We start from the raw sequence: 24770 nt of genomic DNA, 5'->3' as shown, positions 1-24770 counted from the left end.
CCGGCGGCGCCGAAGGCTTCGAGACGGGCGCGGACGACCTTCTTGGCGCCTTCGCGGGCGGGCTTGAGGTAGTCGCGCGGGTCGAACTTGCCGGGGTTCTCGACGAAGTAGCGGCGAATCGCCGCGGTCATCGCCAGACGGATGTCGGTGTCGATGTTGACCTTGCGCACGCCGTGCTTGATGCCGCGGACGATTTCCTCGACCGGCACGCCGTAGGTTTCCTTCATGTCGCCGCCGAATTCACGGATTTCGGCGAGCAGTTCCTGCGGCACCGACGATGATCCATGCATGACGAGGTGCGTGTTCGGGATGCGCGCATGGATCTCGGCAATGCGGTCGATCGCCAGGATGTCGCCGGTCGGCTTCTTGGTGAACTTGTAGGCGCCGTGGCTGGTGCCGATGGCGATGGCGAGCGCGTCGCACTGCGTCTTCCTGACGAAGTCGGCGGCCTGCTCGACGTCGGTGAGCAGCTGTTCGCGCGTCATGTGGCCGTCGGCGCCGTGACCGTCTTCCTTGTCGCCCTTCATCGTTTCGAGCGAGCCGAGCACGCCGAGTTCGGCTTCGACCGAGACGCCGATCGAGTGCGCGAGTTCGACGACCTTCTGCGTCGTCGCGACGTTGTATTCGTACGAGGCGACGCTCTTGCCGTCAGCCTCGAGCGAGCCGTCCATCATTACCGACGAGAAGCCCGAGCGGATCGCCTGCATGCACACCGCCGGCGACTGGCCGTGGTCCTGGTGCATGACGATCGGGATGTTCGGATAGGCTTCGAGGGCCGCCAGGATCTGGTGGCGGAGGAATGCTTCGCCGGCGTACTTTCTCGCCCCTGCGGAGGCCTGCATGATGACGGGCGCGTCGAGTTCGCTCGCGGCGTCCATGATGGCGCAGACCTGCTCCATGTTGTTGACGTTGAAGGCGGGCAAACCGTAACTATTTTCAGCAGCATGGTCCAGCAATTGGCGCAGTGAAACAAGTGGCATGATTCCTCCTAGCGAAGCAGTTTGATGATGATGCGATAAAAAGTGTGGTCTCTGGTTGAAATCGGTCCTAGCCGTGGTCGCCGACGCGAACGATGGTCATGGTGTTGGTGCCGCCGGACGTGCCGTGGCGATCGCCGTAGGTCAGCACGATGAGGTCGCCCTTGACGACGACACCGGCATCGATCAGGCGTTTCTCGACGTCGCGACGCATGCTTTCGCGCTCGTCGGGGACGTCGTCGATGAGCAGCGGGAAGACCTGGCGGAACAGCGACATCTTGGTCAGCGACTGGCTTTCCTGGGTCAGCGCGAAGATCGGAATGCCGCAGTTGAGGCGGCTCATCCACAAGGCCGTCGAGCCGGTGCTGGTCAGCGCGGCGATGGCCTTGACGTTGAGGTGGTAGGCAGCGAACAGCGACGACATCGCGATCGACTGGTCGATGCGCGTGAAGATGCGGTCGAGAAATTCGCGGTCTAGGGTGATCTGCATCGAGCGCTCGGCGGCGAGGCAGATGCGCGCCATCGATTCGACGGTATGCACGGGGTAGCTGCCGACGGCGGTTTCGGCCGAGAGCATGACCGCGTCGGTGCCGTCGAGCACGGCGTTGGCAACGTCCGAGACTTCGGCGCGCGTCGGCGTCGGGGCGTGGATCATCGACTCCATCATCTGGGTCGCGGTGATCGCCAGCTTGTTCTTCTCGCGCGCCATGCGGATCATGCGCTTTTGCAGCGAGGGGACGGCAGCGTCGCCGACTTCGACGGCGAGGTCGCCGCGCGCGACCATGAGGCCGTCGGACGAGTCGAGGATTTCTTCAAGGGCAGCGACGGCTTCGACGCGCTCGATCTTGGCGATCGTCATCGCGTGGCCGCCAGCGGCGCGGACCAGTTGGCGCGCCATATACATGTCGGAGGCGCTTTTCGGGAACGAGACGGCAACGAAATCGGCGCCGATCTGTGCCGCCGTCTTGATGTCGTCCATGTCCTTGGCCGTCAGCGCCGGCGCCGACAGACCGCCGCCCTGGCGGTTGATGCCCTTGTTGTTGGACAGGTCGCCGCCATGGCGGACGACGGTGAAAATTTCGTGGCCGATGACGCGCTCGACTTCGAGCACGATGCGACCGTCATCGAGCAGCAGCGTGTTGCCGGCGTTGACGTCGTGCGGCAGGTCCTTGTAGTCGAGGCCGACGCGTTCCTGGTTGCCGAGTTCGCAACGTGCGTCGAGGATGAAGCGGTCGCCGTCGGCGAGCGTGATCTTGCCATCCTCGAATTTGCCCACGCGGATTTTCGGACCCTGGAGATCGGCGAGGATGCCCACCGGTCGGCCGATTCGTGCCGCAACCTGGCGCACCGTCGAGGCGAGCGCGATGTGATCCTCGGCCTTGCCGTGCGAGAAATTGAGGCGGACGACATCAACGCCTGCCTGCAGAAGCTTTTCCAGGGATTGCGGGGTATTCGAAGCGGGGCCGAGGGTGGCGACGATCTTGGTGTGACGGGTCATGGAGTTCCTTTGGTGGTCTGCGCCGGAAAGGGACGTGGCGCGGGGGTGAAATGTGCAGCTACAAACCAGGATTTTACCGCAAATTCAGGGGGCTATTTGCCGCCGGGCGGCGCCGATACGGCGTCTCCGGCGGGGGAGGAGCGATCAGACGTTGGCCGACCGCCACCATTGGTTGTAGTTGTCGCGCAATTCGCGATGGGAGAGCATCGGATAGAAGGCAATGTCGTGTCCGTTGCCGACGTAGAAGCCGCGCTTGACCATGCGATACGGGAATTCGAGCGAGTGCACGCGGTGCACCATCTTGGTTTCCTTCGTGCTGGGCTCGTTGCCGGCCGGCGGCTTGAGTTCCAGCAGGGCTTCGCGCAGGTGGTGAATGAACGAATAGGGCAGGTCGCCGATGTTGCCGTTTTCCGGGTCTTCGGCCAGTTCGCCGAGTTCGAGTTCGACGAAGAACAGACCGGGGAAGCGGATGAACTTGAGCGGGTGCGTCGTGACGCTCTCGTAGAAACCGACCGGGTCGAGGTTGCTGACGACCAGGCTGTTGGTCGGCACCATGTCCTGGTAGAGGTGCAGGCTGTACGACGTGTCGCGCGGCACTTCGGCGCCGCGTTCGAGGCCGATCGTGTGACCGTAGGCCGTCGTCAGGTAAAGCTTGCCAAGCGCCTTGATCGGCAGGTGTTCGAGGACGCGATAAACCGAGATATAAACCGAGTGCTTCGGCGTGCCGTCAGCCTTCGGTACGCACCGCGCGACGGCGGTGTCGATGTCGAAATAACCGCTGCGGAACTTCGGATCGACTTCGAAGAAAATGCATTGACCCTTGGATTTGTAGCTGCTGCCCGTCGCGTAATACTGACCGAATTTCTCCGGCGGCAGGTTGGAGGCGATCAGCGCTTCCGGGATCAGGGAGAAATAGAGATGAACATCCATGGTGGCACACCCTCTTATTTGTTGGTTGGCTTGTCGATGTTTCCGGTGCGGAACCGGATCGGGCAAACGGCCCGCGTTTGAAGGCAGAGGCCGCGTTGCCGCACTGGCGCTTCGATTATAGGACGCGGGGCGTGCGGTGTCATCGGGCGGGGGCATGCGTATGCCATTGTGCCGTCGACCGGGTGCCGGCCCTGGGGGCGGGCACCCGGCGTCGATCGGTGTCGTGCCTTAGTTCGCGAAGCGCGACTCGAGGATGTCGACGGCAGGCAGGCGCTTGCCTTCGAGGAACTCGAGGAAGGCGCCGCCGGCGGTCGAGATGTAGCCGACCTTGTCTTCGATCTTGAAGACGTTGATCGCCGAGACGGTATCGCCGCCACCGGCCAGCGTGAAGGCCTTCGACGTGGCGACGGCCTTGGCCAGCTCCTTGGTGCCGCCGGCGAAGGGTTCCATTTCGAAGACGCCGACCGGGCCGTTCCAGACGACGGTGCCGGCCTTGGCGATGATGTCGGCCAGGGCCTTGGCCGATTGCGGTCCGATGTCGAGAATCATGTCGTCATCGGCAACGTCGTCGACGCTCTTGACCGTGGCGGTGGCCGTCGCCGAGAACTCCTTGGCAACGACGACGTCGGTCGGCAGTGGCACGGCGACCTTGGCCATGACGGTCTTGGCCTGCTCGACGAGATCCTTCTCGGCCAGCGACTTGCCGATCTTCTTGCCCGAGGCGAGCAGGAAGGTGTTGGCGATACCGCCGCCAACGACGAGCTGGTCGACCTTGGCCGAGAGGCTTTCGAGCACGGTCAGCTTGGTCGAGACCTTCGAGCCGCCGACGATGGCGACGAGCGGACGGGCGGGTTGCGCCAGTGCCTTGGTCAGCGCTTCGAGTTCGGAGGCGACGCAGGGACCGGCACAGGCGATCTTGGCGAACTTGCCGATGCCATAGGTGGTGGCTTCGGCGCGGTGCGCGGTGCCGAAGGCGTCCATCACCCAGACGTCGCACAGCGCCGCCATCTTCTGCGACAGTTCATCGCTGCACTTCTTTTCGCCCTTGTTGCAACGGGCATTTTCGAGCATGACGACTTCACCCGGCTTGACGTCGAAACCGCCGTCGACCCAGTTCTGGACGAGGCGAACGTCCTTGCCGAGGAGTTCGGACATGCGCTTGGCGACCGGCGCCAGCGAGTCTTCGGGCTTGAATTCGCCTTCGGTCGGGCGGCCGAGGTGCGAGGTAACCATCACGGCCGCGCCCTTGCCAAGAGCATACTGGATGCCGGGCAATGCCGCGCGAATGCGGGTGTCATCAGTAATGGCGAGCGAGTCGTCCTGGGGGACGTTGAGGTCGGCGCGGATGAAGACGCGCTTGCCGGCGACGTCGAGATCGGTGAGGCGTTTGAAAGTCATGGCAATAGTCCGTACGAATTGAAAACTGGAGACAAAAAAGGGAAGGGGGCGGAGCGAGACGCTCTTCTCCCTTCCCCCTGCGGGATCAGACCTGAATTACTTCGAGGCCATCACGCGGACCATCTCCAGCACCTTGTTGGAGTAGCCCCATTCGTTGTCGTACCACGAGACCAGCTTGACGAAGGTCGGGTCGAGCGCGATGCCGGCTTCGGCGTCGAACACCGAGGTGCAGGTCTCGCCACGGAAGTCGGTCGATACGACCTTCTGTTCGGTGTAGCCGAGCACGCCCTTCATCGAGCCTTCCGACGCTGCCTTCAGGGCGGCGCAGATTTCCTCGTAGGAAGCTGCCTTGTTCAGTTCGACGGTCAGGTCAACCACCGAGACGTCCGAGGTCGGCACGCGGAAGGCCATGCCGGTGAGCTTCTTGTTCAGTTCGGGGATGACCACGCCGACGGCCTTGGCGGCACCGGTCGAGGACGGGATGATGTTTTCCAGGATGCCGCGGCCACCGCGCCAGTCCTTGTTCGACGGCGCGTCAACAGTCTTCTGCGTGTTGGTCGCTGCATGCACGGTCGTCATCAGGCCGCGCTTGATGCCGAAGGTGTCGTTGATGACCTTGGCGAGCGGGGCGAGACAGTTGGTCGTGCAGGATGCGTTCGAGATGATCGTCTGGCCGGCGTATGACGTGTGGTTGACGCCGTAAACGAACATCGGGGTGTCGTCCTTCGACGGGGCGCTCTGGATGACTTTCTTGGCGCCGGCGGCGATGTGCTTCTCGCAGGTGTCCTTGGTCAGGAACAGGCCGGTCGATTCGACGACGATCTCGGCGCCGATTTCGTTCCACTTGAGTTCGGCCGGATCCTTGACAGCGGTCAGGCGGATCTTCTTGCCGTTGACGATCAGGTAGTTGCCTTCGACCGATACTTCGCCCTTGAAGCGGCCATGCACGGAGTCAAACGACAGCATGTAGGCGACGTAGTCCGGCTCGAGCAGATCGTTGATGCCGACGATCTCGATGTCGTCCTTGAAGTTCTGAACTGCGGCGCGGAACACCATTCTGCCGATACGACCAAAACCGTTGATGCCTACTTTGATAGCCATGATTGTTTCCCTTATTCAATAAAAAATCGCACCATACAATGGATGTCGCCCAACGGAGGGAATCCGGCGGCTGTCGGACTCGCGCGTCTGCGGCTAAATGGATGATAGCCTGTACGACGCTTTGACGCCGGTTGAATTCCCGCCCGAACCGATCATTTTTGCGCAAGACGCCCGGTCGTGCGAGCATACGGTTCATGGGTGGCACCGTTCGGGCGGGTGAGAAGCACCTTTCCGAAACGAAGCGTAGTGTATTACATATGTATTTGCGAAACAACATTTGTTTCGGGGTGAAAGGGTGTTTGCCCGCCCGGTGATTTGATCACTTTTTACGGCGGGAAGTCGCGACGGGCCAGAACTTTGGCATAGAATGTCCGAAACACGCGCTAGCGCTGGCGCTGCAGCCCCAGTGCCGCGAGGCGGGACGAAGCTCCCGGTCAGGACAACAGGAGAAAGGATGCTTTTTATGACATTCACACGCTCGAAACCCTGGGACGCCCTCGTGAAACATCGGCAGGATCTGGAAGGAACGCATTTGCGCGAACTGTTCGCGCGGGATCCGGATCGCGTTGCCCGGCTTTCCTTGTCCTTCGACGGCCTCTATTACGATTTCTCCAAGCAGCGCCTGACGCCCGAGACCCTCGGCCTGCTGCACGCCCTGGCGAACGAGGCCGGCATCGCCGACGGCATCCGTCGCATGTTTGCCGGCGAGCGCATCAACAATACCGAAGACCGTGCCGTGCTGCATGTCGCCTTGCGGCGTTCGGCCGGGCCGTTCCCCGGCGGCGATCAGAATGTCATGGACGAGGTGCTGGCGACGCGGCGGCGCATGGCCGCCTTCGCCGAGCGTCTGCGCAGCGGTCAGTGCTGCGGCGCCAAGGGCATGCCGATCCGCGATATCGTCAATATTGGCATCGGCGGCTCCGACCTCGGTCCCAAGATGATGGACTATGCATTGCGATCGATCGGCCATCCGACCCTCGGCATTCACTATGTTTCCAATCTCGACGGCGCCCAAATGGCGCCGTTGTTGCAAACGCTCGATCCGCGCACGACGCTGTTCATCGTCGTCAGCAAGACCTTCACGACGCAGGAGACTCTGTTCAACGCGCGCACGGCGCGCAACTGGCTGCGCGCCAATCTCGGCGATGACGTCGTCCTGCAAAACCATTTCGCCGCGGTATCGAGCAAGCCCGAGCGGGCGGTCGAGTTCGGCGTCAATCCGGATCTCGTCTTCCCGATCTGGGATTGGGTCGGTGGCCGCTATTCGCTGTGGTCGGCGGTCGGGCTGGCGCTGATGATCGCGATCGGTCCGAATGCCTTCGACGAGATGCTCAAAGGTGCCGAACGCATGGACGAGCATTTCGCTTCGGCCCCGGTCGAGCGCAATTTGCCGGTGACGATGGCGCTGGTCGGTCTCTGGAACACCAGTTTCCTCGGCGCCGAGAGCCTAGCGGTGCTGCCGTACAACGAATCCTTGAAATATTTCCCGTCCTTCCTGCAGCAGCTTGAGATGGAAAGCAACGGCAAGTCGGTGACGCGCGACGGCGAGACCTTGCCGGCCCCGGCGTGTCCGATCGTCTGGGGCGAACTCGGCAATAACGGGCAGCACGCCTTCTTCCAGTTGTTGCATCAGGGGGGGCGGTTGGTGCCGTGCGACTTCATCGCCGCGGTCTGTTCCGATTTTCCGCTGCCGGAGCATCAGGAGGCCTTGCTCTCGAACTGCTTTGCGCAGAGCGCTGCGCTGGCCTTCGGCAAGACGGCCGAGGAAGTGCGCAAAGACATGGAGAAGGCGCTGCAGCGTCCCGAAGAGATCGAAATGTTGTTGCCGCATCGCGTCTTCAAGGGTAACCAGCCGTCATCGACGCTGCTGCTCAACAGCCTGAGTCCGGCCTCGCTCGGCGCGCTGGTGGCGCTATACGAGCACAAGGTCTTCGTCCAGGGGCTGATCTGGGGCGTCAATTCCTTCGACCAATGGGGCGTCGAACTCGGCAAGGCGATGGCCAGCCTGATCCTGCCGGCCGTGCATGATCCCGAGCGCGCCGTCGGACTCGATGCCTCGACACAAAAGCTGCTGGCGTACTGCCGCAGCCGTCTGGGATAGGAGGTCGCGCGACGAAACCGCCTTGCCCATCAAAAAAATCGCCAACTACCGATCAGGGAGAATGAAATGAGCATCACAACGGTGAACACCCGTCCCATCGCGGGACAGAAGCCGGGAACCTCGGGCTTGCGCAAGAAAGTCAAGGTGTTCAGCCAGCCGGGCTATCTCGAGAATTTCGTCCAGTCGATCTTCGACAACCTGAATGGGCAGGCGGGAAAGACCTTGGTTCTTGGCGGCGACGGCCGCTATTTCAACGACGTGGCGATCCAGACGATCCTGCGCATGGCGGCCGCGGCCGGCTTCGGTCGCACTTTGGTCGGCAAGAACGGCATCCTGTCGACGCCGGCCGCCAGTGCCGTCATCCGCAAGCATGGCGCCTTCGGCGGCATCATCCTGTCGGCGAGCCACAATCCGGGCGGCCCCGACGATGACTTCGGCATCAAGTACAACCAGGGCAACGGCGGTCCGGCCAACGAGACCTTTACCGACGCCGTCTATCAACGCACGCAGGAAATCTCGGTCTATCGCCTTGTCGAGGGCGCCGACATCGACCTCGGACGCCTCGGCACCACACAGATCGGCGCGATGCAGGTCGAAATCATCGATCCGGTCGCCGATTATGCCGAATTGCTGGAATCGCTGTTCGATTTCAAGCGCATTGCCGCGCTGCTGCAGCGGCCGGACTTCCGCATGCGTTTCGACGCCATGCACGCCGTTACCGGGCCTTATGCCAAAGAGATTCTCGAGCGGCGCCTCGGCGCACCGGCGGGCACGGTCGTCAATGGCACGCCGCTGCCCGATTTCGGCGGCGGTCATCCCGATCCGAACCCGGTCTATGCCGCCGATCTCGTCGCGGCGATGGCCGATCCGGCGCTCGGCCTGTCTTTCGGCGCAGCATCGGACGGCGACGGCGATCGCAACATGATCGTCGGCGCGAATTTCATCGTCAGCCCGAGCGACAGCATTGCCGTGCTGGCCGCCAACTACGCGCTGGTGCCGGCCTATGCCAAAGGTCTTGCCGGCGTCGCCCGTTCGATGCCGACGAGCTGCGCGGTCGACCGCGTCGCCGCAGCCTTGGGGATTCCCTGCTTCGAGACGCCGACTGGCTGGAAGTTCTTCGGCACGCTGCTCGACGCCGGCAAGGCGACGCTGTGCGGCGAGGAAAGCGCCGGCACCGGGTCGAATCACGTGCGCGAGAAGGATGGCTTGTGGGCCGTGCTCTACTGGCTGAACATCCTGGCGGCGCGCAACGAGGCGGTCGAGCAGATCGTGCGTGATCACTGGCGGCGTTATGGCCGCAACGTCTATTCGCGCCACGACTACGAAGGCATCGAAAGCGCCAAGGCCGAAGCGCTGTTCAGCGCCCTGCGCCAGCAGTTGCCGGCGCTGCCCGGACAGATCGTTGCCGGCCAGCGCGTCCAGGCTGCCGACGACTTCGCCTATACCGATCCGGTCGATGGCTCGCGCAGCGAACGGCAGGGCGTCCGCATCCTGCTCGACGACGGCTCGCGTGTCGTCTTCCGCCTGTCAGGGACGGGGACCGAAGGGGCGACGATGCGCGTCTATCTCGAACGTTACGTCGCCGATCCGGCGCAGCACTCGGTACCGACACAGGAAGCGCTGGCGCCGTTGATTGCGCTGGCAGAGAAGGTCGCGCGCATCGTCGAGATGAGCGGCCGTGACCATCCGGATGTCATCAGCTGAGGCGACAGGGTTTCGCAGTTTGAATCAAGCAGACAGCAAGGGAGCAAGATCATGATTGAAAGACGCACATTCCAGTTGCCCGGTCGGGCAGTGGCTCTCGTTTTGGCAGGCGGGCGCGGCAGCCGTCTCTATGAATTGACCGATACCCGGGCCAAGCCGGCGGTCTATTTTGGCGGCAAGTTCCGGATTATCGACTTTGCCCTGTCCAATTGCGTCAACTCCGGCATCCGCCGGATCGGCGTGGTGACGCAGTACAAGTCGCACAGCCTGTTGCGCCACCTGCAACGCGGCTGGGGCTTCCTGCGCGGCGAGGTCAACGAGTTCGTCGACCTGCTGCCGGCCCAGCAGCGCGTCGATGAGGAATCGTGGTACCGCGGCACGGCCGACGCCGTGTACCAGAACCTCGACATCCTGCAGAACTATCGTCCCGGACCCGAGTACGTCGTCATTCTGGCCGGCGATCACATCTACAAGATGAATTATGCCGCCATGCTGGTGGACCACGTCGAGGGCGGTGCCGAGTGCACGATCGCCTGTATCGAAGTGCCGCGTCGCGATGCCACCGGCTTTGGCGTCATGGCGGTCGATGGTCGCTGGAACATCACCGAATTCGTCGAGAAGCCTGCCGATCCGCCGCCGATGCCGGGCAAGCCTGATTACGCGCTGTGCAGCATGGGCATCTACATTTTCAACGCCAAGTATCTGTACGCGGAACTTGAACGGGATATCGCCGATCCGACCTCGAGTCACGATTTCGGCAAGGACATCATTCCGCGCGCGGTGCGCAACGGGCTGGCCAAGGCGCATTCCTTCGACCGCAGCTGCGTGCATGCGCCCGAGGAAGCGCCGGGCAAGGAAAATTACTGGCGCGACGTCGGGACGGTCGATGCCTATTGGGAAGCCAATATCGACCTCACCGCCACCGATCCGGCGCTCAACATCTACGACCGTTCCTGGCCGATCTGGACCTACCAGCAGCAATTGCCGCCGTGCAAGTTCGTGCATAACCAGATCGATCGGCGCGGCGTCGCCATCGAGTCGACGGTGTCCGGCGGCTGTATCGTCTCGGGCGAAATGAACCGCTCGGTGCTGTTCTCGGCATGCCGTGTGCATTCGCATGCACGCGTCGATTGGTCGGTGCTGTTGCCGGATGTCGAGGTCGGTCGGCGAGCGCGCCTGAGTCGGTGCATCATCGACCACGGCGTGCAGATTCCGGAGGGGCTGGTGATCGGCGAGGATGCCGAGGAAGACGCGCGCCGCTTCCGGCGCACGCCGAACGGCATCACCCTGGTGACGCGCAAGATGATCGAGCGTCTGACCTGATTTGATTCATTTGCTATAAAAACAACATGCAGATTCTTCACGTTGCTTCAGAAATCTTCCCGCTGGTGAAAACCGGCGGCCTGGCCGATGTCGTCTCAGCCCTGCCGCCGGCGCTCGCCAAGCGCGGCCTCGACGCGCGCGTCTTGTTGCCGGGGCTGCCGGGCGTGTTGCGCGGGATGGTTGGACTCAAGCCGGTGACGACGATCGGGCCGGTTTTCAGCGCGGCGTCGGTGCGCCTGCTGCTCGGGCGCCTGCCCGACAGCGGCCTTCCGGCCTACGTTATCGAGGCGCCGTTCCTTTACCGCCGCGACGGCAATCCCTATGTCGCTCCGGACGGCAACGACTGGATCGACAATCACCGGCGTTTCGGCCTGCTCGGCTGGGTGGCGGCGCACCTGGCGTCGGGGGAACTCGATCCCGACTGGGTGCCGGACGTCGTGCACGCGCACGACTGGCATGCCGGCCTCGCGTCGGCGTACATCGCCCAGAATCCGGCGTTGATGACCGGGACGGTCTATACGATTCACAACATGGCCTTCCGCGGCATCTTCGCGATGGACTGCCACCACGACCTCGGTTTGCCGGCGCGCAAGCTGACGCCGCTGGGTATGGAATTCCACGGCAAGATCTCGTTCATGAAGGCGGGGCTCGTCTACTCGAACAAGATCACCACCGTCAGCCCGACCTATGCGCAAGAAATCTGTACGCCCGAGTTCGGCTGTGGCCTCGAGGGCGTGATGCGTGACCGCGGTCGCGACCTGTCGGGGATCCTGAACGGGGTCGATTACGCCATCTGGCGTCCCGACGATCCCGCGATTGCCGCGTCGTACAGCGCCACCGACCTCGGTGGCAAACAGGCCTGCAAGCGGGCGCTGCAGGCCGAATTCGGGCTGTCGCCGTCGGCGGGTGGCCCGCTCTTCGCGGTGGTCAGTCGGCTCACCTCGCAGAAGGGGATGGACATGCTGCTGGCAGCGCTGCCCGACCTGCTGCGCGAGGGGGCGCAACTCGTCGTGCTCGGTTCCGGCGATGCCGATCTCGAGGCCGGTTTCCGCTACGCCGCCTCGGTGAATCCGGGCAACGTCGCCGTCCATGTCGGTTATGACGAGGAAATGTCGCACCGGATCATGGCCGGCGCCGATGTGCTGCTCGTGCCGTCGCGCTTCGAACCCTGCGGGCTGACGCAGCTCTATGCGCTGCGTTACGGCACGCTGCCGCTGGTGCGCCGGGTCGGCGGGCTGGCGGACACGGTGGTCGATGCGACGCAGGAAAATCTCGCGGCGGACCGTGCCACCGGTTTCGTCTTCAACGAACCGTCCCGCTATGCCTTGAGCGCGCGGATTCAGGACGCCTGCGCGTTTTATCGGGATGCTGCGGCCTGGGCACAGGTACAGCGATGCGGCATGGCCCAGGATTTCTCCTGGGACGATTCGGCGGCGAATTACGAGGCCTTGTATCGCTCCCTGATGCCTGCCCGCGCCTGAGTTTTTGGACGGGCCAGAACGGGCAGTTCCCCGTTTATCGGGGGGCTGCCTGTTTTATTTTGGGTCGGCGCAGGAGGCGTTGCTTAGCGGGCGCTGCCGCTTAGCAGTGCCGTGATGTCCTTTTCGGCCTCGATCCAGTCGCGCACCGGGTCGCTGCGGAAATGGTTGCTTTCGGCCCGGTAGTAAGCGGCTTCGGCGATCATGCGATAGCGCTGCTCGTCGGTGACCAGCATGACTTTGGGCGCGTCGACTTCCATGATGCCGGGCGTGATGCCCGTCTTTTTCACGGCGGTCTTCTTGGCTGCCGGGGCTTTGGGCGCGGGCGCTTTCTTGCTCGCGGCATTGGCGGCGGCCTTCGGTGCGGCAGCCTTCGGTGCGGCGGCTTTGGGCGCAGCAGCCTTCGGGGCTGCGGCCTTCTTGACGGCCGGTTTTTTCTCGGCAGCGGGTGCCGCGCTCGTCTTGGCGACGGCTTTCTTGCTTGCGGGCTTGGCCGGGGCGGTTGCAGCGGCGGACTTCTTCGTCGTCTTGCTCGGTGTGTCAGCCATCTCCATTCCTTTCGAGAAATTGAGTCGACATGAAAATCGTGCCGGCTCTGCTTACTATACTATACAAAACGAATAGCCCATGGGTGGGTTTCAGAACGAAGGAATGGGCGCATCCGCCGTTCGTCCGTACAAAGTAGCAAGTTCAGCGAGCCGCTCGGCGTGCCACGATTCGACCTGCCGCCAGGTGAAGCGCCATTCCCAGAAGCCCTCCGGTTGGCCGGGTTGGTTCATGCGATCCTCCGAAGTGAGACCGAGTACATCCTGCATCGGCACGATGGCGGCGACGGCGACCGAGGCGGTGGCGGCGCGGATCAGATCCCACTGGATCGTCTCGCCGGAGATGCCGAGATAGCGTCGGACATGATCCTGCATCGCCGGCTCCAGCGTTCGCCACCAGCCGACGGTCGTGTCATTGTCATGGGTGCCGGTATAGACGACGGTGTTCGGGGCAAAGTTGTGCGGTTGGTAAAGATTGTCGCTTTTGCCGTCGAACGCGAATTGCAGGATGCGCATGCCGGGGAATCCGGCGGCGGTGCGCAGCGCGTTGACCGGGGCGGTAATGATGCCGAGGTCTTCGGCGATGATGCGCAAGGCGTCGGCCGACGGGCCGTCCGTGCCGGCCAGGATCGGCCGGATGGCGTTGAAGAAGTTGAGTCCGGGACCCGGCTTCCAGCAGCCGTTGATCGCGGTGTCCGAATGGGCCGGGATCTCCCAGTAGGATTCGAAACCACGGAAATGGTCGATGCGCACGATGTCGCAGAGCGAGAGCATGGCGCGCAGGCGGGCGCACCACCAGCGGTAGCCGTCGCGTGCGTGTTCGGGCCAGCGATAGAGCGGGTTGCCCCAGCGTTGCCCGGTCTCGCTGAAATAGTCGGGCGGGACGCCGGCAATGACGCGCGGATAGCCCTTGTCGTCGAGGTCGAAGAGCTTCTGGTGGGCCCAGACGTCGGCGCTGTGCGGCGAGACGAAAATCGGGATGTCGCCGACGATCTTGATGCCGCGGTCATTGGCGTAGCGTTTGACCGCCAGCCATTGGGTGTTGAAACACCATTGGCAGAATTTCCAGAAGCGGCATTCGTCGGCGAGCGAGAGGGCGGCGTCGCGCAGGGCCTTGGGTTTGCGCTGCGCGATCGGCGCCGGCCAGTGCTGCCAGACGCGGTCGATGCCGCCGTGATTGCGGTCGAGGGCGCGGAAGAGTGCGTAGTCGTCGAGCCAGTCTTCGTGATGGGAGCAGAACTGGTCGAAGCCATTGTGCGAATCGGGATGCCCTTCGGCAAAGAAGCGTTCGGCTGCCAGGCGCAGCCGCGACATGCGGAAGCGCTGGATGGCGGGGTAGTTGACGCGATCCTCGCGGAACAGCGGGTCGGGCTCGATATCGATCGCCGTCAGCCAGCCGGCGTCGCGCAACTGGGTGAGGTCGATCAGCAGTTCGTTGCCGGCGAAGGCCGACGGGCTCATGTAGGGCGAGTTGCCCGGTCCGATACCGCCGAGCGGCAGCACCTGCCAGAGCGTTTGCTTGGCGCTGACCAGCCAGTCGATGAAGTGGCGGGCCGAGGGGCCGAGATCGCCCGAGCCGTGCGGGCCGGGCAGCGAGGTCGGGTGCAGCAGAATGCCGCCGTAACGTTTTCCGGGCATGGCCTTACTCCTGTAGCAAGAGGTGGACGCTGCGGCCGTCGACCGGGTCGCGGTCGGCGATGAGTTCCACCGCGAACGGCGCCTGGCTGGCGCTGCGGCAGAGTCGCTGCCAACGGCCCGGCGGCAGGTGCACGTTGCGGGTGGCGGCGTCGCGGTTGATCAGGACGAGCACGCGGACCTGGGCGTCGGCGAGCAGGAAGCCGAGCGCATCCTGCCGGGCGCCTTCCCAATCGGCATGACCCATTTCGCGCCCGTCGGGATGCCACCAGACGATGTCACGCCGTCCGGATGCGCCGGCGTCGCCGGTCAGCCAGTCGCGGCGGCGCAAGGGCGCCAGGCGGCGGCGCAGGGCGATCAGTCCGGCGGTGAAAGCGCTCAGTTCGCGGTCGGCGTTTGGCCAGTCGAACCAGGTCAGTGGATTGTCCTGGCAGTAGGCGTTGTTGTTGCCCTGTTGCGTGCGGCCGATCTCGTCGCCGCCCTGCAGCATCGGCACGCCTTGCGCGACGAAGAGCGTGGCGAGCAGGGCGCGCTGCAAGCGCCGGCGCGTGTCGAGCACGTGCGGGTCGCTGCTGTCGCCTTCGCTGCCGCAGTTCCACGAGAGATTGTGACCGTGTCCGTCGCGGTTGAACTCGCCGTTCTGTTCGTTGTGCTTGTCCTGGTAGCTGACGAGGTCGCGCAGCGTGAAGCCGTCATGTGCGGTGATGAAATTGATGCCGGCCTGCGGCGCGCGTCGGTCGTGGCCGAAGATTTCGCTCGATCCGGCCAGCCGCTGTGCGAGGGCGCCGACGCCGACTTCGCGCGTCAGCCAGAAGGCGCGCACGTCGTCGCGGAAACGATCGTTCCATTCCGACCAGCCGGGCGGGAAACGCCCGAGCCGATAACCGTCGCCGCCGAGATCCCAGGGCTCGGCGATCAGCTTGACGCGGGCCAGCACCGGGTCCTGCCGGACTGCGGCGAGGAAGGCGCTGTCGCGGGTCAGTGCGGCGGCGAGATCGAAGCGGAAGCCATCGACATGCATCTCGGTAACCCAGTAGCGCAGCGCGTCCATGACGAGTTGCAGCACGCGCGGATGCGCGAGCTTGAGGGTGTTGCCGCAGCCGCTGTAGTTCTCGTAGAGCGTCGGATCGTCGCTGCGCAGCCGGTAGTAGCTGGCGTTGTCGATACCGCGGAAGCATACCGTCGGGCCGAACTCGTCGGTCTCGGCAGTGTGGTTGAAGACGACGTCGAGGATGACTTCGATGCCTTCCGCATGGAAAGCGCGGACCATGCGGCGGAACTCGTCGATGACCGGCTCGCCATTGATGCGGGCGGCATAGCGCGGCTCCGGCGCGAAGAAGGCGAGCGTGTTGTAGCCCCAGTAATTGGTGCGGCCGCCGGCGACGAGGCGCGCCTCGTCGAGGAAGGCATGCACCGGCAAGAGTTTGACGGCGGTGACGCCGAGCGCCTTCAGGTGGCCGAGCATCGCTGGCGAGGCCAGCCCGGCGTAGGTGCCGCGCAGGGCTTCGGTGACCTCGGGGTGCTGGCGGGTGGCGCCGCGCACATGCAGTTCGCAGAGCACCGAGTCGGCCAGCGGCGTTGCCGGCGGTGCGTCGTCGCCCCAGTCGAAGGGCGCATGCACGACGCGCGCCGTGAACGCGTCCGGCGTCGATGTGTCGGCGTCATAGCGGAAGCTGCCGGCCAGGTCGCGGGCGTAGGGGTCGATGAGCAGGCGCGACGGATCGAAGCGATGGCCGGGTCCGGCCGGGCCGTGGACGCGGAAACCGTAGCGCAGTCCCGGTGCGGCGCCCGGCAGGTAGCCGTGCCAGACGTCGTCGCTGCGCACCGGCAGAGCCAGACGATGCTCGCCGGCGTCGTCGAAGAGGCAGAGTTCGACGTGCTCGGCATGGGCCGAGAAAAGCGCGAAATTGACGCCCTGGCCGTCCCAGTGCGCGCCGAGCGGCCAGGGGCGGCCGCCCTGCAGCGCGGTGTCGGGGCTCAGTGTTCCCATTCGAAGACTACCGTCGCCAGCGGCGGCAGCGTCAGCGCCACCGACCATTCGCGGCCGTGCGCGGCGATCGGTTCGGCGTTGACGATGCCGAACGGGTTGCCGACGTTGCTGCCGCCGTAATATTCCGAATCGGTATTGATGCGTTCGTGATAGCTGCCCGGGCCGGGCGCGCCGATGCGGTAGCCTTGGCGGACGACCGGGGTGAAGTTGCAGACGCAGAGCATGGCGTGGGCGGGGTCATGGCCGCGCCGGACGTAGGCGATGACCGAGTTGTCCGAATCGTTGGCCGAGATCCATTCGAAGCCGCCGGGTTCGAAGTCGCGCTCGTGCAGGGCCGGCGTGCGCCGGTAGAGCCGGTTGAGATCGCCGATCAGGCGGCGGACGCCGTCATGCATCGGGAAATCGAGCAGGTTCCAGTCGAGCGTGCCGGCGTCGTTCCATTCGTTCCACTGGGCGAATTCGCCGCCCATGAACAGCAGCTTCTTGCCCGGATGCGTCCACATGAAACCGTAGAGCGTGCGCAGGTTGGCGAACTTCTGCCAGGTGTCGCCGGCCATCTTGTTGATCAGCGAGCCCTTGCCATGGACGACTTCGTCATGCGAGAGCGGCAGGACGAAATTTTCGGTGAAGGCGTAGAGCAGCCCGAAGGTCAGCTGGTTGTGGTGGTAGCGGCGATGAATCGGGTCGCGGCCCATGTAGTCGAGGATGTCGTGCATCCAGCCCATGTTCCACTTGTAATGGAAGCCGAGGCCGCCCATCGAGGGCGGGCGGCTGACCGAGGGCCAGGCCGTCGATTCTTCGGCGTAGGTGGCGGCGCCGGGGCATTCCTGCCCGAGCACTTCGTTCATGCGGCGCAGGAAATGCACGGCCTCGAGATTCTCGCGGCCGCCGAAAACGTTCGGGATCCACTCGCCGTGCTTGCGGCTGTAGTCGCGATAGAGCATCGAGGCGACCGCGTCGACGCGCAGTCCGTCGACGCCGTAGCGCTCGATCCAGAACAGCGCGTTGCCGACCAGGTAGTTGAAGACCTCGCGGCGGCCGAAGTTGTAGATCAGCGTGCCCCAGTCCTGATGCTTGCCTTCGCGCGGATCGGCGTGTTCGTAGAGGGCGTGGCCGTCGAAGCGGCCGAGACCGTGTTCGTCGGTCGGGAAATGCGCCGGCACCCAGTCGACGATGACTTCGAGTCCGGCGGCATGACAGGCGGTAATGAAGTTGCTGAAGCCCTGCGGCGAGCCGAAGCGCGCCGTCGGCGCGTAGAGGCCGAGCGGCTGGTAGCCCCAGGAACCGTCGAAGGGGTGTTCCGAGATCGGCAGGAGTTCGAGGTGGGTGAAGCCGAGCTCGGTGACATAGGGAATCAGGCGCCGGGCGATCTCGTCCCAGTCGAGGAAGCCGCCGTCGTCGCCGCGCTGCCACGAACCGAGGTGCACCTCGTAGATCGAGATCGGCCGGTTGAGGCGGTTGCCGGGCGGTGCCGTGGGCGGTGTCGGAGCCGGCGGCAGCTCGCAGACGACCGAGGCCGTCGACGGGCGCAACTCGGCCGAAAAGCCGTAGGGGTCGGCCTTGTGCGGCAACAGGTGGCCGTTGCGGGCGCGGATTTCGAACTTGTAGCGCGTGCCGGCGCCGACGCCGGGAATGAAGATTTCCCAGACGCCGCACTCGCGCCGCAGGCGCATCGGGTGACGGCGCCCGTCCCAGGTGTTGAAGTCACCGATGACGCTGACACGCTGGGCGTCGGGCGCCCAGACGGCGAAGGCGATGCCGTGCACGCCGTCGATCTCGCGCAGGTGCGCGCCGAGCCGCTCGAAGGGACGCAGGTGCGAGCCTTCGGCGAGCAGCCAGACGTCGAGTTCGCCGAGCACCGGCGGGAAACGGTAGGGGTCGTCGACCTCCTGCACGCCGCCGGGCCAGCTCACGCGCAGGCGGTAGCGGATATCCTCCTTGCGTCCGAGCGGCGATGCCTCGAAGAAGCCGGTGGGGCCGCCGAGCGCCTCGATGTGGCGTTCACTGAGTTCGAACAACAATTCGCCGCTGTCGGCATCGATGGCGGATACCGCCGTGGCGCCCGGTTGCAGCGTCCGCAGCCAGAAGCGGCCCTTGCTGTCGATGTGCGGGCCGAGGACGGCGAAGGGGTCGCCGTGTTCGGCCCGGCAGAGCGCCAGGACTTCAGCCTTGTTGAGCATTGCGGTCCTTTCAGATCGGTTTCAGGAGTTGCTCCATGCCCCAGGTGTCAATGGCATATTCGCGAATGGTGCGGTCGGCCGAGAAAGCGCCCATGCCGGCGACGTTGAGGATCGCGCGGCGCTGCCACTCGTCCGGTGTGGCGTAGAGCGCGTCGACGCGGCGCTGCGTGGCAATGTAGTCGGCATAGTCGGCAAGCAGCATGTAATGGTCGCCGTAATTGACGAGCGCATTGAAGAGGTCATGATACCGCTTGCGCTCGTTCGGCGAGAAGAAACCGCCGTCGATCCGGTTCAGCGTCTCGTTGAGTGCCGGGTCGTTCTGGTAGATGGCGCGCGGATCGTAGCCCGAGGTACGCAGCGCCGCGACCTGCGGCGTGCTGTTGCCGAAGATGAAGATGTTCTCGGCGCCGACGTTGTCGCGGATTTCGATGTTGGCACCGTCTTCGGTGCCGATCGTCAGCGCGCCGTTGAGCGCGAACTTCATGTTGCCGGTGCCGGAGGCCTCGGTGCCGGCCGTCGAGATCTGCTCCGACAGGTTGGCTGCCGGGATGATCATCTCGGCCAGCGACACCCCGTAATTCGGGATGAAGACGACCTTGAGGCGATCCTTGACGCGCGGGTCGCCGTTGATGGTGGTGGCGACGTCATGGATCAGATGGATGATCTGCTTGGCCATGTAATACGACGAGGCCGCCTTGCCGGCGAAGATCACGCAGCGCGGCGTCGCATCCTCATCGACGCCGTGCAGCAGGGCGTTGTAGCGCGTGATGACGTGCAGGACGTTGAGCAACTGCCGCTTGTATTCGTGGATACGCTTGACCTGGACGTCGAAGAGACAGTGCGGATTGAGGATGATGCCGGTTTCGCGTTTGACATAGTCGGCGAGGCGCAGCTTGTTGACGTGCTTGGCGGCGGCGAATTCGTTGCGGAATTCGGGGTCGTCGGCGGCAGCGCGCAGCCCCTTCAGACGGTCCAAGTCGAGCCGCCATTCCTTGCCGAGGCGGCGATCGAGCAGCGTGGCGAGGTTGGGGTTGGCCTGCGCCACCCAGCGGCGCGGCGTGACGCCGTTGGTCTTGTTGTGAAACCGGTCGGGATAGAGGCGGGCGAAATCGGCGAAGATCGTCTGCACCATGAGGTCCGAGTGCAATTGCGACACGCCGTTGATGCGATGGCTGCCGACGATCGAGAGGTGCGCCATGCGCACGCGCTTGTTGTCGGGATTGCCGTCGGCATCGTCGATCAGCGAGATGCGGCGGATCAGATCGATGTCGCCGGGGAAGCGTTGCGAGACCTCGTTGAGGAACTCCTGGTTGATGCGGTAGATGATGCGCATGTGGCGCGGCAACAGGTACTGCATCAGGCCGACCGCCCAGGTTTCCAATGCCTCCGGCATCAGTGTGTGGTTGGTGTAGGAGAAGATGCGCTTGCACTGGCTCCAGGCCTGTGACCAGAGCATGCCGTAGTCATCGCAAAGAAGGCGCATGAGCTCGGCGACGCTGATCGCCGGATGCGTGTCGTTGAGGTGGATGGCGATCTGGTCGGCGAGATTGTTGAGATGCCCGTGTTCTTCCAGGTGATGGAAGAGGATGTCCTGCAGCGAGGCGGAGACGAAGAAGTACTCCTGGCGCAGGCGCAGTTCGCGCCCGGCCGGGGTGCTGTCGTTCGGGTAGAGCACCCAGGAAATGTTCTCGAAGCGGTTCTTGAACTCGGCGGCGCGGGCGTAATCGCCGGAGTTGAAGGCGTTGAGGTCGATCTGCGCCGGCGCGCCGGCTTTCCACAGGCGCAGGGTGCTGACGCGCTCGGTGCCGTGGCCGGGAATGACGTAGTCGTAGGCGCGCGCCTCGACGGCCTCGGCCGCGTTCCACTCGGCCCATTCGCCGCAGTGCTCGGCGCTGCCGCCGAAACGCACCGGGAAGACGGTGCCCGGCCGCGGGAATTCCCAGGGCGTGCCATCGACCAGCCAGGAATCCGGGTGTTCGACCTGGGCGCCGTTGATGATCGACTGGGCGAACATGCCGTATTCGTAACGCATGCCGTAGCCCCACGACGGCAGTTCGAGCGTCGCCATCGAGTCGAGGAAGCAGGCGGCGAGGCGGCCGAGACCGCCGTTGCCGAGCGCCGCGTCGGGCTCGCATTCGAGCACGTCGGTGAGCGCCGGGCCGCCGACCGCCGAGAAGGCGGCGTCGGCCGTGTCGCGCAGGTCGAGCGCCGACAGCGCGTTGTTGAGCGCGCGACCGACGAGGAATTCCATCGACATGTAGTAGATGCGGCGGGCCTTGGCCTTGCGGTCTTCGACCTGCGTCTTGACCCAACGCTGGGCGAGCTGCTCGCGGACCAGCAACGACAAGGCCTTGTACAGCTCCTTGGTGTTGGCGGTTACCGGTTCGGCGGCGACTTCGGTGAGCAGCTTCCTGTCGATTTCGGCGCGGAATTCTGCGCCTTCATTGGCAAGGGGATTCGAGGCGGGCATAAACGTCTCTCCACAGTGTCGGTCGTTACGATATGGGCTGATTCTACGGCAAGCGCGCGCGTCCGACAAAAGCGCTCATGCCGCCGTGTTAAAAGCGAGCAAGACCGGTGCCACGTGCGCCGGTGTCGGCAATGGCCGGAATCTGCGCCGGAGGCGGCGCCATGACTCGCACCGACTTCGTCGCAGCCGGTGCGGCGTTGCCCCATTGTGGGGCGTGGCAGGCGGCCGCTCAGGGGAGCTCGCGCAGGTCGGCGGTCGGCGTCTTGCCGAAATCGGCGCCGAGCGAATAGTCCACGATGCGCCGGGCGGCTTCGTCGGGCGCCGTCAGCAGGCCGTTCTGCTTGAGCTGGCGGAAGCGCTTCAGCAGCGGGAAGTGCGCTTCCGGCGTTTCCCGAATTTCCGTTTGCATATCGGTATCGACGACGCCCGGGGCCAGGCTGCAGATGCGCAGCGCCGGGTTCTGGTCGGCGGCGACGGCGCGGGCATGATGGTCGAGCGCCGCCTTGGTGGCGCAATAGACCGACCAGCCGGCGTAGGGCGAGCGGGCGGCGCCGCTCGAGATATGAACGACGCGTAGCTCGCCGGCATGGTCGCGGGCGGCGGCGCCGGCCAGCATCAGCGGCGCGGCGACGTTGATCTGTACCGCCGTGGCGATGGCAGCAGCGGCCTGCGTCTCGATCGGGCCGACCGGGCCGAGTGTGCCGGCGTTGTTTATGAGCAGCAGCGTGCCGGCGTCGGCACAGAAGGCGCGGAGGTCGCTACCGTCGATCCAGGCCGCCAGGGCGGCGGCGTCGGCCATGTCGATGGCCGCTTCGCTCAATCGATCGGGATAACGCGCGAGCAACTCGGGATTGCCGCGCCGGGCGAGGCCGAGGACGGGAATGCCGCGGGCAAGACAGCGTTCTGCGATGGCGGCGCCGAGTCCGCGCGAATGGCCGGTGACGATGGCCTTGATCGGGGTGGTCATGCGGTGTCTCCAGTGGGTGGCGGGCGGCGGACGGCCCGGCCTTGCCCGCTATCATGCCAGAATCATCGGAGGCGGGGGCGGCGGGGGGCGGTGCCGAAGTGTTGTATCGGCGAGGCGGAAGCGCCTTTTTCGCAGCAAAATACCCCGCCGGGGCAAAGTTGGCATCGTTCCGGCACCGGGGTTTTCTATAATATGCGCATGAATGCTCCCCGCTTTTTCTGTCCGCTGCCGCTTGTCGAGGGCGCTGCGCTCGATCTGCCCGAAGACGCCGCCCGCCATGCCGGGCGCGTACTGCGCCTGCGCGCCGGCGACGCCCTGACCCTGTTCGACGGCCGCGGCGGCGAAGTCGACGCCGTCATCGACGCGGTGGCGCGCGACTGCGTCAGCGTGCGCCTCGGCGCCCGGCATGCGGTCGAACGCGAATCGCCGCTGGCGATCACGCTGGTGCAGGCCTTGCAGACCGGCGACAAGATGGATGCCACCGTCCAGAAAGCCGTCGAACTCGGCGTTTCGCGTATCGTGCCGGTGGTATCGCGGCGCAGCGTGCTGCGGCTCGATGGCGAGCGCGCCCGGCGTCGCGCCGCCCACTGGCGTGGGGTGGCGGTGGCCGCTTGCGAGCAGTGCGGGCGTAACCGTGTGCCCGAGATCGAGGAGATCGTCGCGCTCGACCGCTGGCTGGCGCAGCCGGTTTCGGGCGTACGGCGGCTGATGCTGGTGCCCGAGGCCGAGGCCGTGCTGCTGACGCTGGCGCCGCCGACACCGGGGCAGGCGATCGAATTGCTGATCGGCGCCGAGGGCGGGCTGGCGCCGGAAGAGACGGCCCTGGCGACGAGCGCCGGGTTCTGCGGGGTGCGTCTCGGGCCGCGCGTCCTGCGCACCGAAACGGCCGGGATGGCGGCGCTGGCGGCGATCCAGGCGGTATGGGGCGATTTTGCCTGAGGCGGCATTGGCGGAGGAAGAAATCATGTTCGAATCGGCGGAACTCGGGCACAGCATCGACAAAGCGACCTATCGCAAGGAAGTGCCGCAGCTGCGCGCCAGCCTGCTCGACGCCCAGTTCGAGCTGCGCGAGCGCGGCAAATTTCCGATCGTCATCCTGATCAGCGGCGTCGACGGCGCCGGCAAGAGCGAGACGATCAATGTGCTGTACGAGTGGATGGATGCGCGCTACCTGTCGACGCTGGCCTTTTCGGCGCCGACCGACGAGGAACGCGAGCGCCCGTACATGTGGCGTTTCTGGCGCGCATTGCCGCCGAAAGGGCGCATCGGCATCTTTGCCGGCTCGTGGTATTCGAGCCCGATCGCCGAGCGCATCGCCGGCGATGTCGGCAAGGCGCACCTCGACCAGCGCATCGAGCAGATCAACCGTTTCGAGGCGATGCTCGCCAACGAAGGCACGCTCGTCCTCAAGTTCTGGATTCATCTGTCCAAGGACGGGCAGCGCAAGCGCCTGAAAGCGCTCGAAAGCGACCCGCGCACCGCCTGGCGCGTCACCCAGGCGAGCTGGGACCGGCTCAAGACCTATGACAAGCTGCAGGAAGCCGCCGGCCATGTGCTGCGCATGACCAACACGCCGTGGGCGCCGTGGATCGTCGTCGAAGGCACCGACGACCGCTACCGTTCGCTGACGGTCGGCCGCGTCATTCTCGAAGCCATGCAGGCCCGCCTGGCGGCGCCGCAGGCGCGGGATTTCGCCGTGGCGGCGCCGATCGTCGCCAAGGGCGACAGCATCGACGTGCTGACGACGCTCGACCTGACGCAGAAACTCGACAAGAAGAGCTACGAGACGCAGCTGGCCAAGTGGCAGGGGCGGCTCGCCGATCTCGTCCGCCATCCGGCCTTCGGCAAGCGCTCGCTGATCCTCGTCTTCGAAGGCTCGGACGCCGCCGGCAAGGGCGGCAGCATCCGGCGCGTCACGGCGGCGCTCGACGCGCGCCAGTACCAGATCGTGCCGATCGCCGCGCCGACCGAGGAAGAACGGGCGCAGCCGTATCTGTGGCGCTTCTGGCGGCATCTGCCGCGCGTCGGTCGCGTCACCATCTTCGACCGCTCGTGGTACGGCCGCGTGCTCGTCGAGCGTGTCGAAGGCTTCTGCAGCGAAGGCGACTGGCTGCGCGCCTATGCCGAAATCAACGACTTCGAGCACGAGCTGCATGAGGACGGTGCGATCGTCATCAAGTTCTGGCTGCAGATCAGCGACGAGGAGCAGTTGAAACGCTTCAAGGAGCGCGAGGAGGTCGAGTTCAAGCGCTTCAAGATCACCGAAGAAGATTGGCGCAACCGCGAGAAGGCCGGGTTGTATCATGCCGCCGTGTGCGACATGGTCGACCGCTCCAGCACGAGTTCGGCGCCCTGGACCCTGGTCGAGGCCAATGACAAGAGCTTTGCCCGCGTCAAGATTCTGCGTACCATTTGCGAGCGTCTGGAAAAGGCGCTGCTGACCGAGAAAACGAAAGAGAAGGAAAAGGACTGA

The 24770-nt window shown here is 64.8% G+C and carries 17 protein-coding genes; 6 read left to right on the top strand and 11 right to left on the bottom strand.

What is annotated here, in order from left to right; translation table 11 throughout:
- The 5 genes from fba to gap all read right to left on the bottom strand — a co-directional run.
- On the bottom strand, positions 1 to 980 hold a 980-nt coding region (gene fba, locus BLR25_RS19390; RefSeq protein WP_091940211.1), incomplete at its 3' end, for a class II fructose-bisphosphate aldolase.
- A 67-nt stretch (positions 981 to 1047) separates the two neighbouring features.
- Positions 1048 to 2475 (bottom strand): pyruvate kinase, encoded by a 1428-nt coding sequence (gene pyk, locus BLR25_RS19385; protein WP_091940209.1) that lies wholly within the window; start codon positions 2473 to 2475, stop codon positions 1048 to 1050.
- 144 nt (positions 2476 to 2619) lie between these two features.
- Positions 2620 to 3405: a hypothetical protein gene (locus BLR25_RS19380; protein ID WP_091940207.1), complete on the bottom strand. Its 786-nt coding sequence runs from the start codon at positions 3403 to 3405 to the stop codon at positions 2620 to 2622.
- Positions 3406 to 3633: 228 nt separating this feature from the next.
- Positions 3634 to 4803, bottom strand: coding sequence for a phosphoglycerate kinase (locus tag BLR25_RS19375; protein WP_091940205.1), 1170 nt, complete (start codon positions 4801 to 4803; stop codon positions 3634 to 3636).
- A gap of 96 nt (positions 4804 to 4899) precedes the next feature.
- The gene (gene gap / locus BLR25_RS19370) at positions 4900 to 5904 is read right to left on the bottom strand and encodes a type I glyceraldehyde-3-phosphate dehydrogenase (RefSeq protein ID WP_091940204.1); all 1005 of its coding nucleotides are present in this window, start codon (positions 5902 to 5904) and stop codon (positions 4900 to 4902) included.
- 463 nt (positions 5905 to 6367) lie between these two features.
- On the opposite strand from gap, the gene pgi reads away from it, so the two are divergent.
- The 4 genes from pgi to glgA all read left to right on the top strand — a co-directional run bounded on the left by pgi (position 6368) and on the right by glgA (position 12513).
- Positions 6368 to 8005, top strand: a complete 1638-nt coding sequence (gene pgi / locus BLR25_RS19365; protein ID WP_091940202.1) for a glucose-6-phosphate isomerase — start codon at positions 6368 to 6370, stop codon at positions 8003 to 8005.
- Positions 8006 to 8071: 66 nt separating this feature from the next.
- Positions 8072 to 9709, top strand: a complete 1638-nt coding sequence (locus tag BLR25_RS19360) for an alpha-D-glucose phosphate-specific phosphoglucomutase (protein WP_091940200.1) — start codon at positions 8072 to 8074, stop codon at positions 9707 to 9709.
- Positions 9710 to 9760: 51 nt separating this feature from the next.
- Positions 9761 to 11032 carry a glucose-1-phosphate adenylyltransferase gene (gene glgC / locus BLR25_RS19355; RefSeq protein ID WP_091940198.1) on the top strand — a complete coding sequence of 424 codons (1272 nt, stop codon included), beginning with the start codon at positions 9761 to 9763 and terminating at the stop codon, positions 11030 to 11032.
- A gap of 26 nt (positions 11033 to 11058) precedes the next feature.
- On the top strand, positions 11059 to 12513 hold the full coding sequence (glgA, locus tag BLR25_RS19350) for a glycogen synthase GlgA (RefSeq protein ID WP_091940196.1): 1455 nt from the start codon (positions 11059 to 11061) through the stop codon (positions 12511 to 12513).
- 83 nt (positions 12514 to 12596) lie between these two features.
- Here the strand turns inward: glgA and BLR25_RS21580 are convergent, their stop codons facing one another.
- From BLR25_RS21580 to BLR25_RS19320, 6 genes are all read right to left on the bottom strand, one after another.
- Positions 12597 to 13058, bottom strand: coding sequence for a DUF2934 domain-containing protein (locus BLR25_RS21580; protein ID WP_218122825.1), 462 nt, complete (start codon positions 13056 to 13058; stop codon positions 12597 to 12599).
- A gap of 90 nt (positions 13059 to 13148) precedes the next feature.
- Positions 13149 to 14693, bottom strand: coding sequence for a 4-alpha-glucanotransferase (gene malQ / locus BLR25_RS19340; RefSeq protein WP_091940192.1), 1545 nt, complete (start codon positions 14691 to 14693; stop codon positions 13149 to 13151).
- A gap of 4 nt (positions 14694 to 14697) precedes the next feature.
- The gene (gene glgX, locus BLR25_RS19335; RefSeq protein WP_091940190.1) at positions 14698 to 16680 is read right to left on the bottom strand and encodes a glycogen debranching protein GlgX; all 1983 of its coding nucleotides are present in this window, start codon (positions 16678 to 16680) and stop codon (positions 14698 to 14700) included.
- Positions 16668 to 18860: a 1,4-alpha-glucan branching protein GlgB gene (gene glgB, locus BLR25_RS19330; protein ID WP_091940188.1), complete on the bottom strand. Its 2193-nt coding sequence runs from the start codon at positions 18858 to 18860 to the stop codon at positions 16668 to 16670. Before glgB ends, glgX begins: the two co-directional genes overlap by 13 nt.
- Positions 18861 to 18870: 10 nt before the next feature.
- Complete coding sequence (locus BLR25_RS19325) at positions 18871 to 21330, bottom strand: glycogen/starch/alpha-glucan phosphorylase (protein ID WP_091940186.1); 2460 nt, start codon at positions 21328 to 21330, stop codon at positions 18871 to 18873.
- Positions 21331 to 21559: 229 nt separating this feature from the next.
- Positions 21560 to 22297 (bottom strand): SDR family oxidoreductase, encoded by a 738-nt coding sequence (locus BLR25_RS19320; protein ID WP_091940184.1) that lies wholly within the window; start codon positions 22295 to 22297, stop codon positions 21560 to 21562.
- 198 nt (positions 22298 to 22495) lie between these two features.
- Here BLR25_RS19320 and BLR25_RS19315 point away from each other — a divergent pair, with 198 nt between their 5' ends.
- Together BLR25_RS19315 and pap are read left to right on the top strand one after the other, a co-directional pair.
- A complete protein-coding gene (locus BLR25_RS19315; protein WP_091940182.1) occupies positions 22496 to 23236 on the top strand; it encodes a 16S rRNA (uracil(1498)-N(3))-methyltransferase in 741 nt (246 codons plus the stop codon).
- 25 nt (positions 23237 to 23261) lie between these two features.
- A complete protein-coding gene (pap, locus tag BLR25_RS19310) occupies positions 23262 to 24770 on the top strand; it encodes a polyphosphate:AMP phosphotransferase (protein WP_091940220.1) in 1509 nt (502 codons plus the stop codon).

This window comes from Propionivibrio dicarboxylicus, assembly GCF_900099695.1.
GTDB classification, from domain to species: Bacteria; Pseudomonadota; Gammaproteobacteria; order Burkholderiales; family Rhodocyclaceae; genus Propionivibrio; species Propionivibrio dicarboxylicus.
The sequence above is the reverse complement of the archived record's forward strand: the minus strand, read 5'-3'. Positions and strand labels throughout refer to the sequence as shown.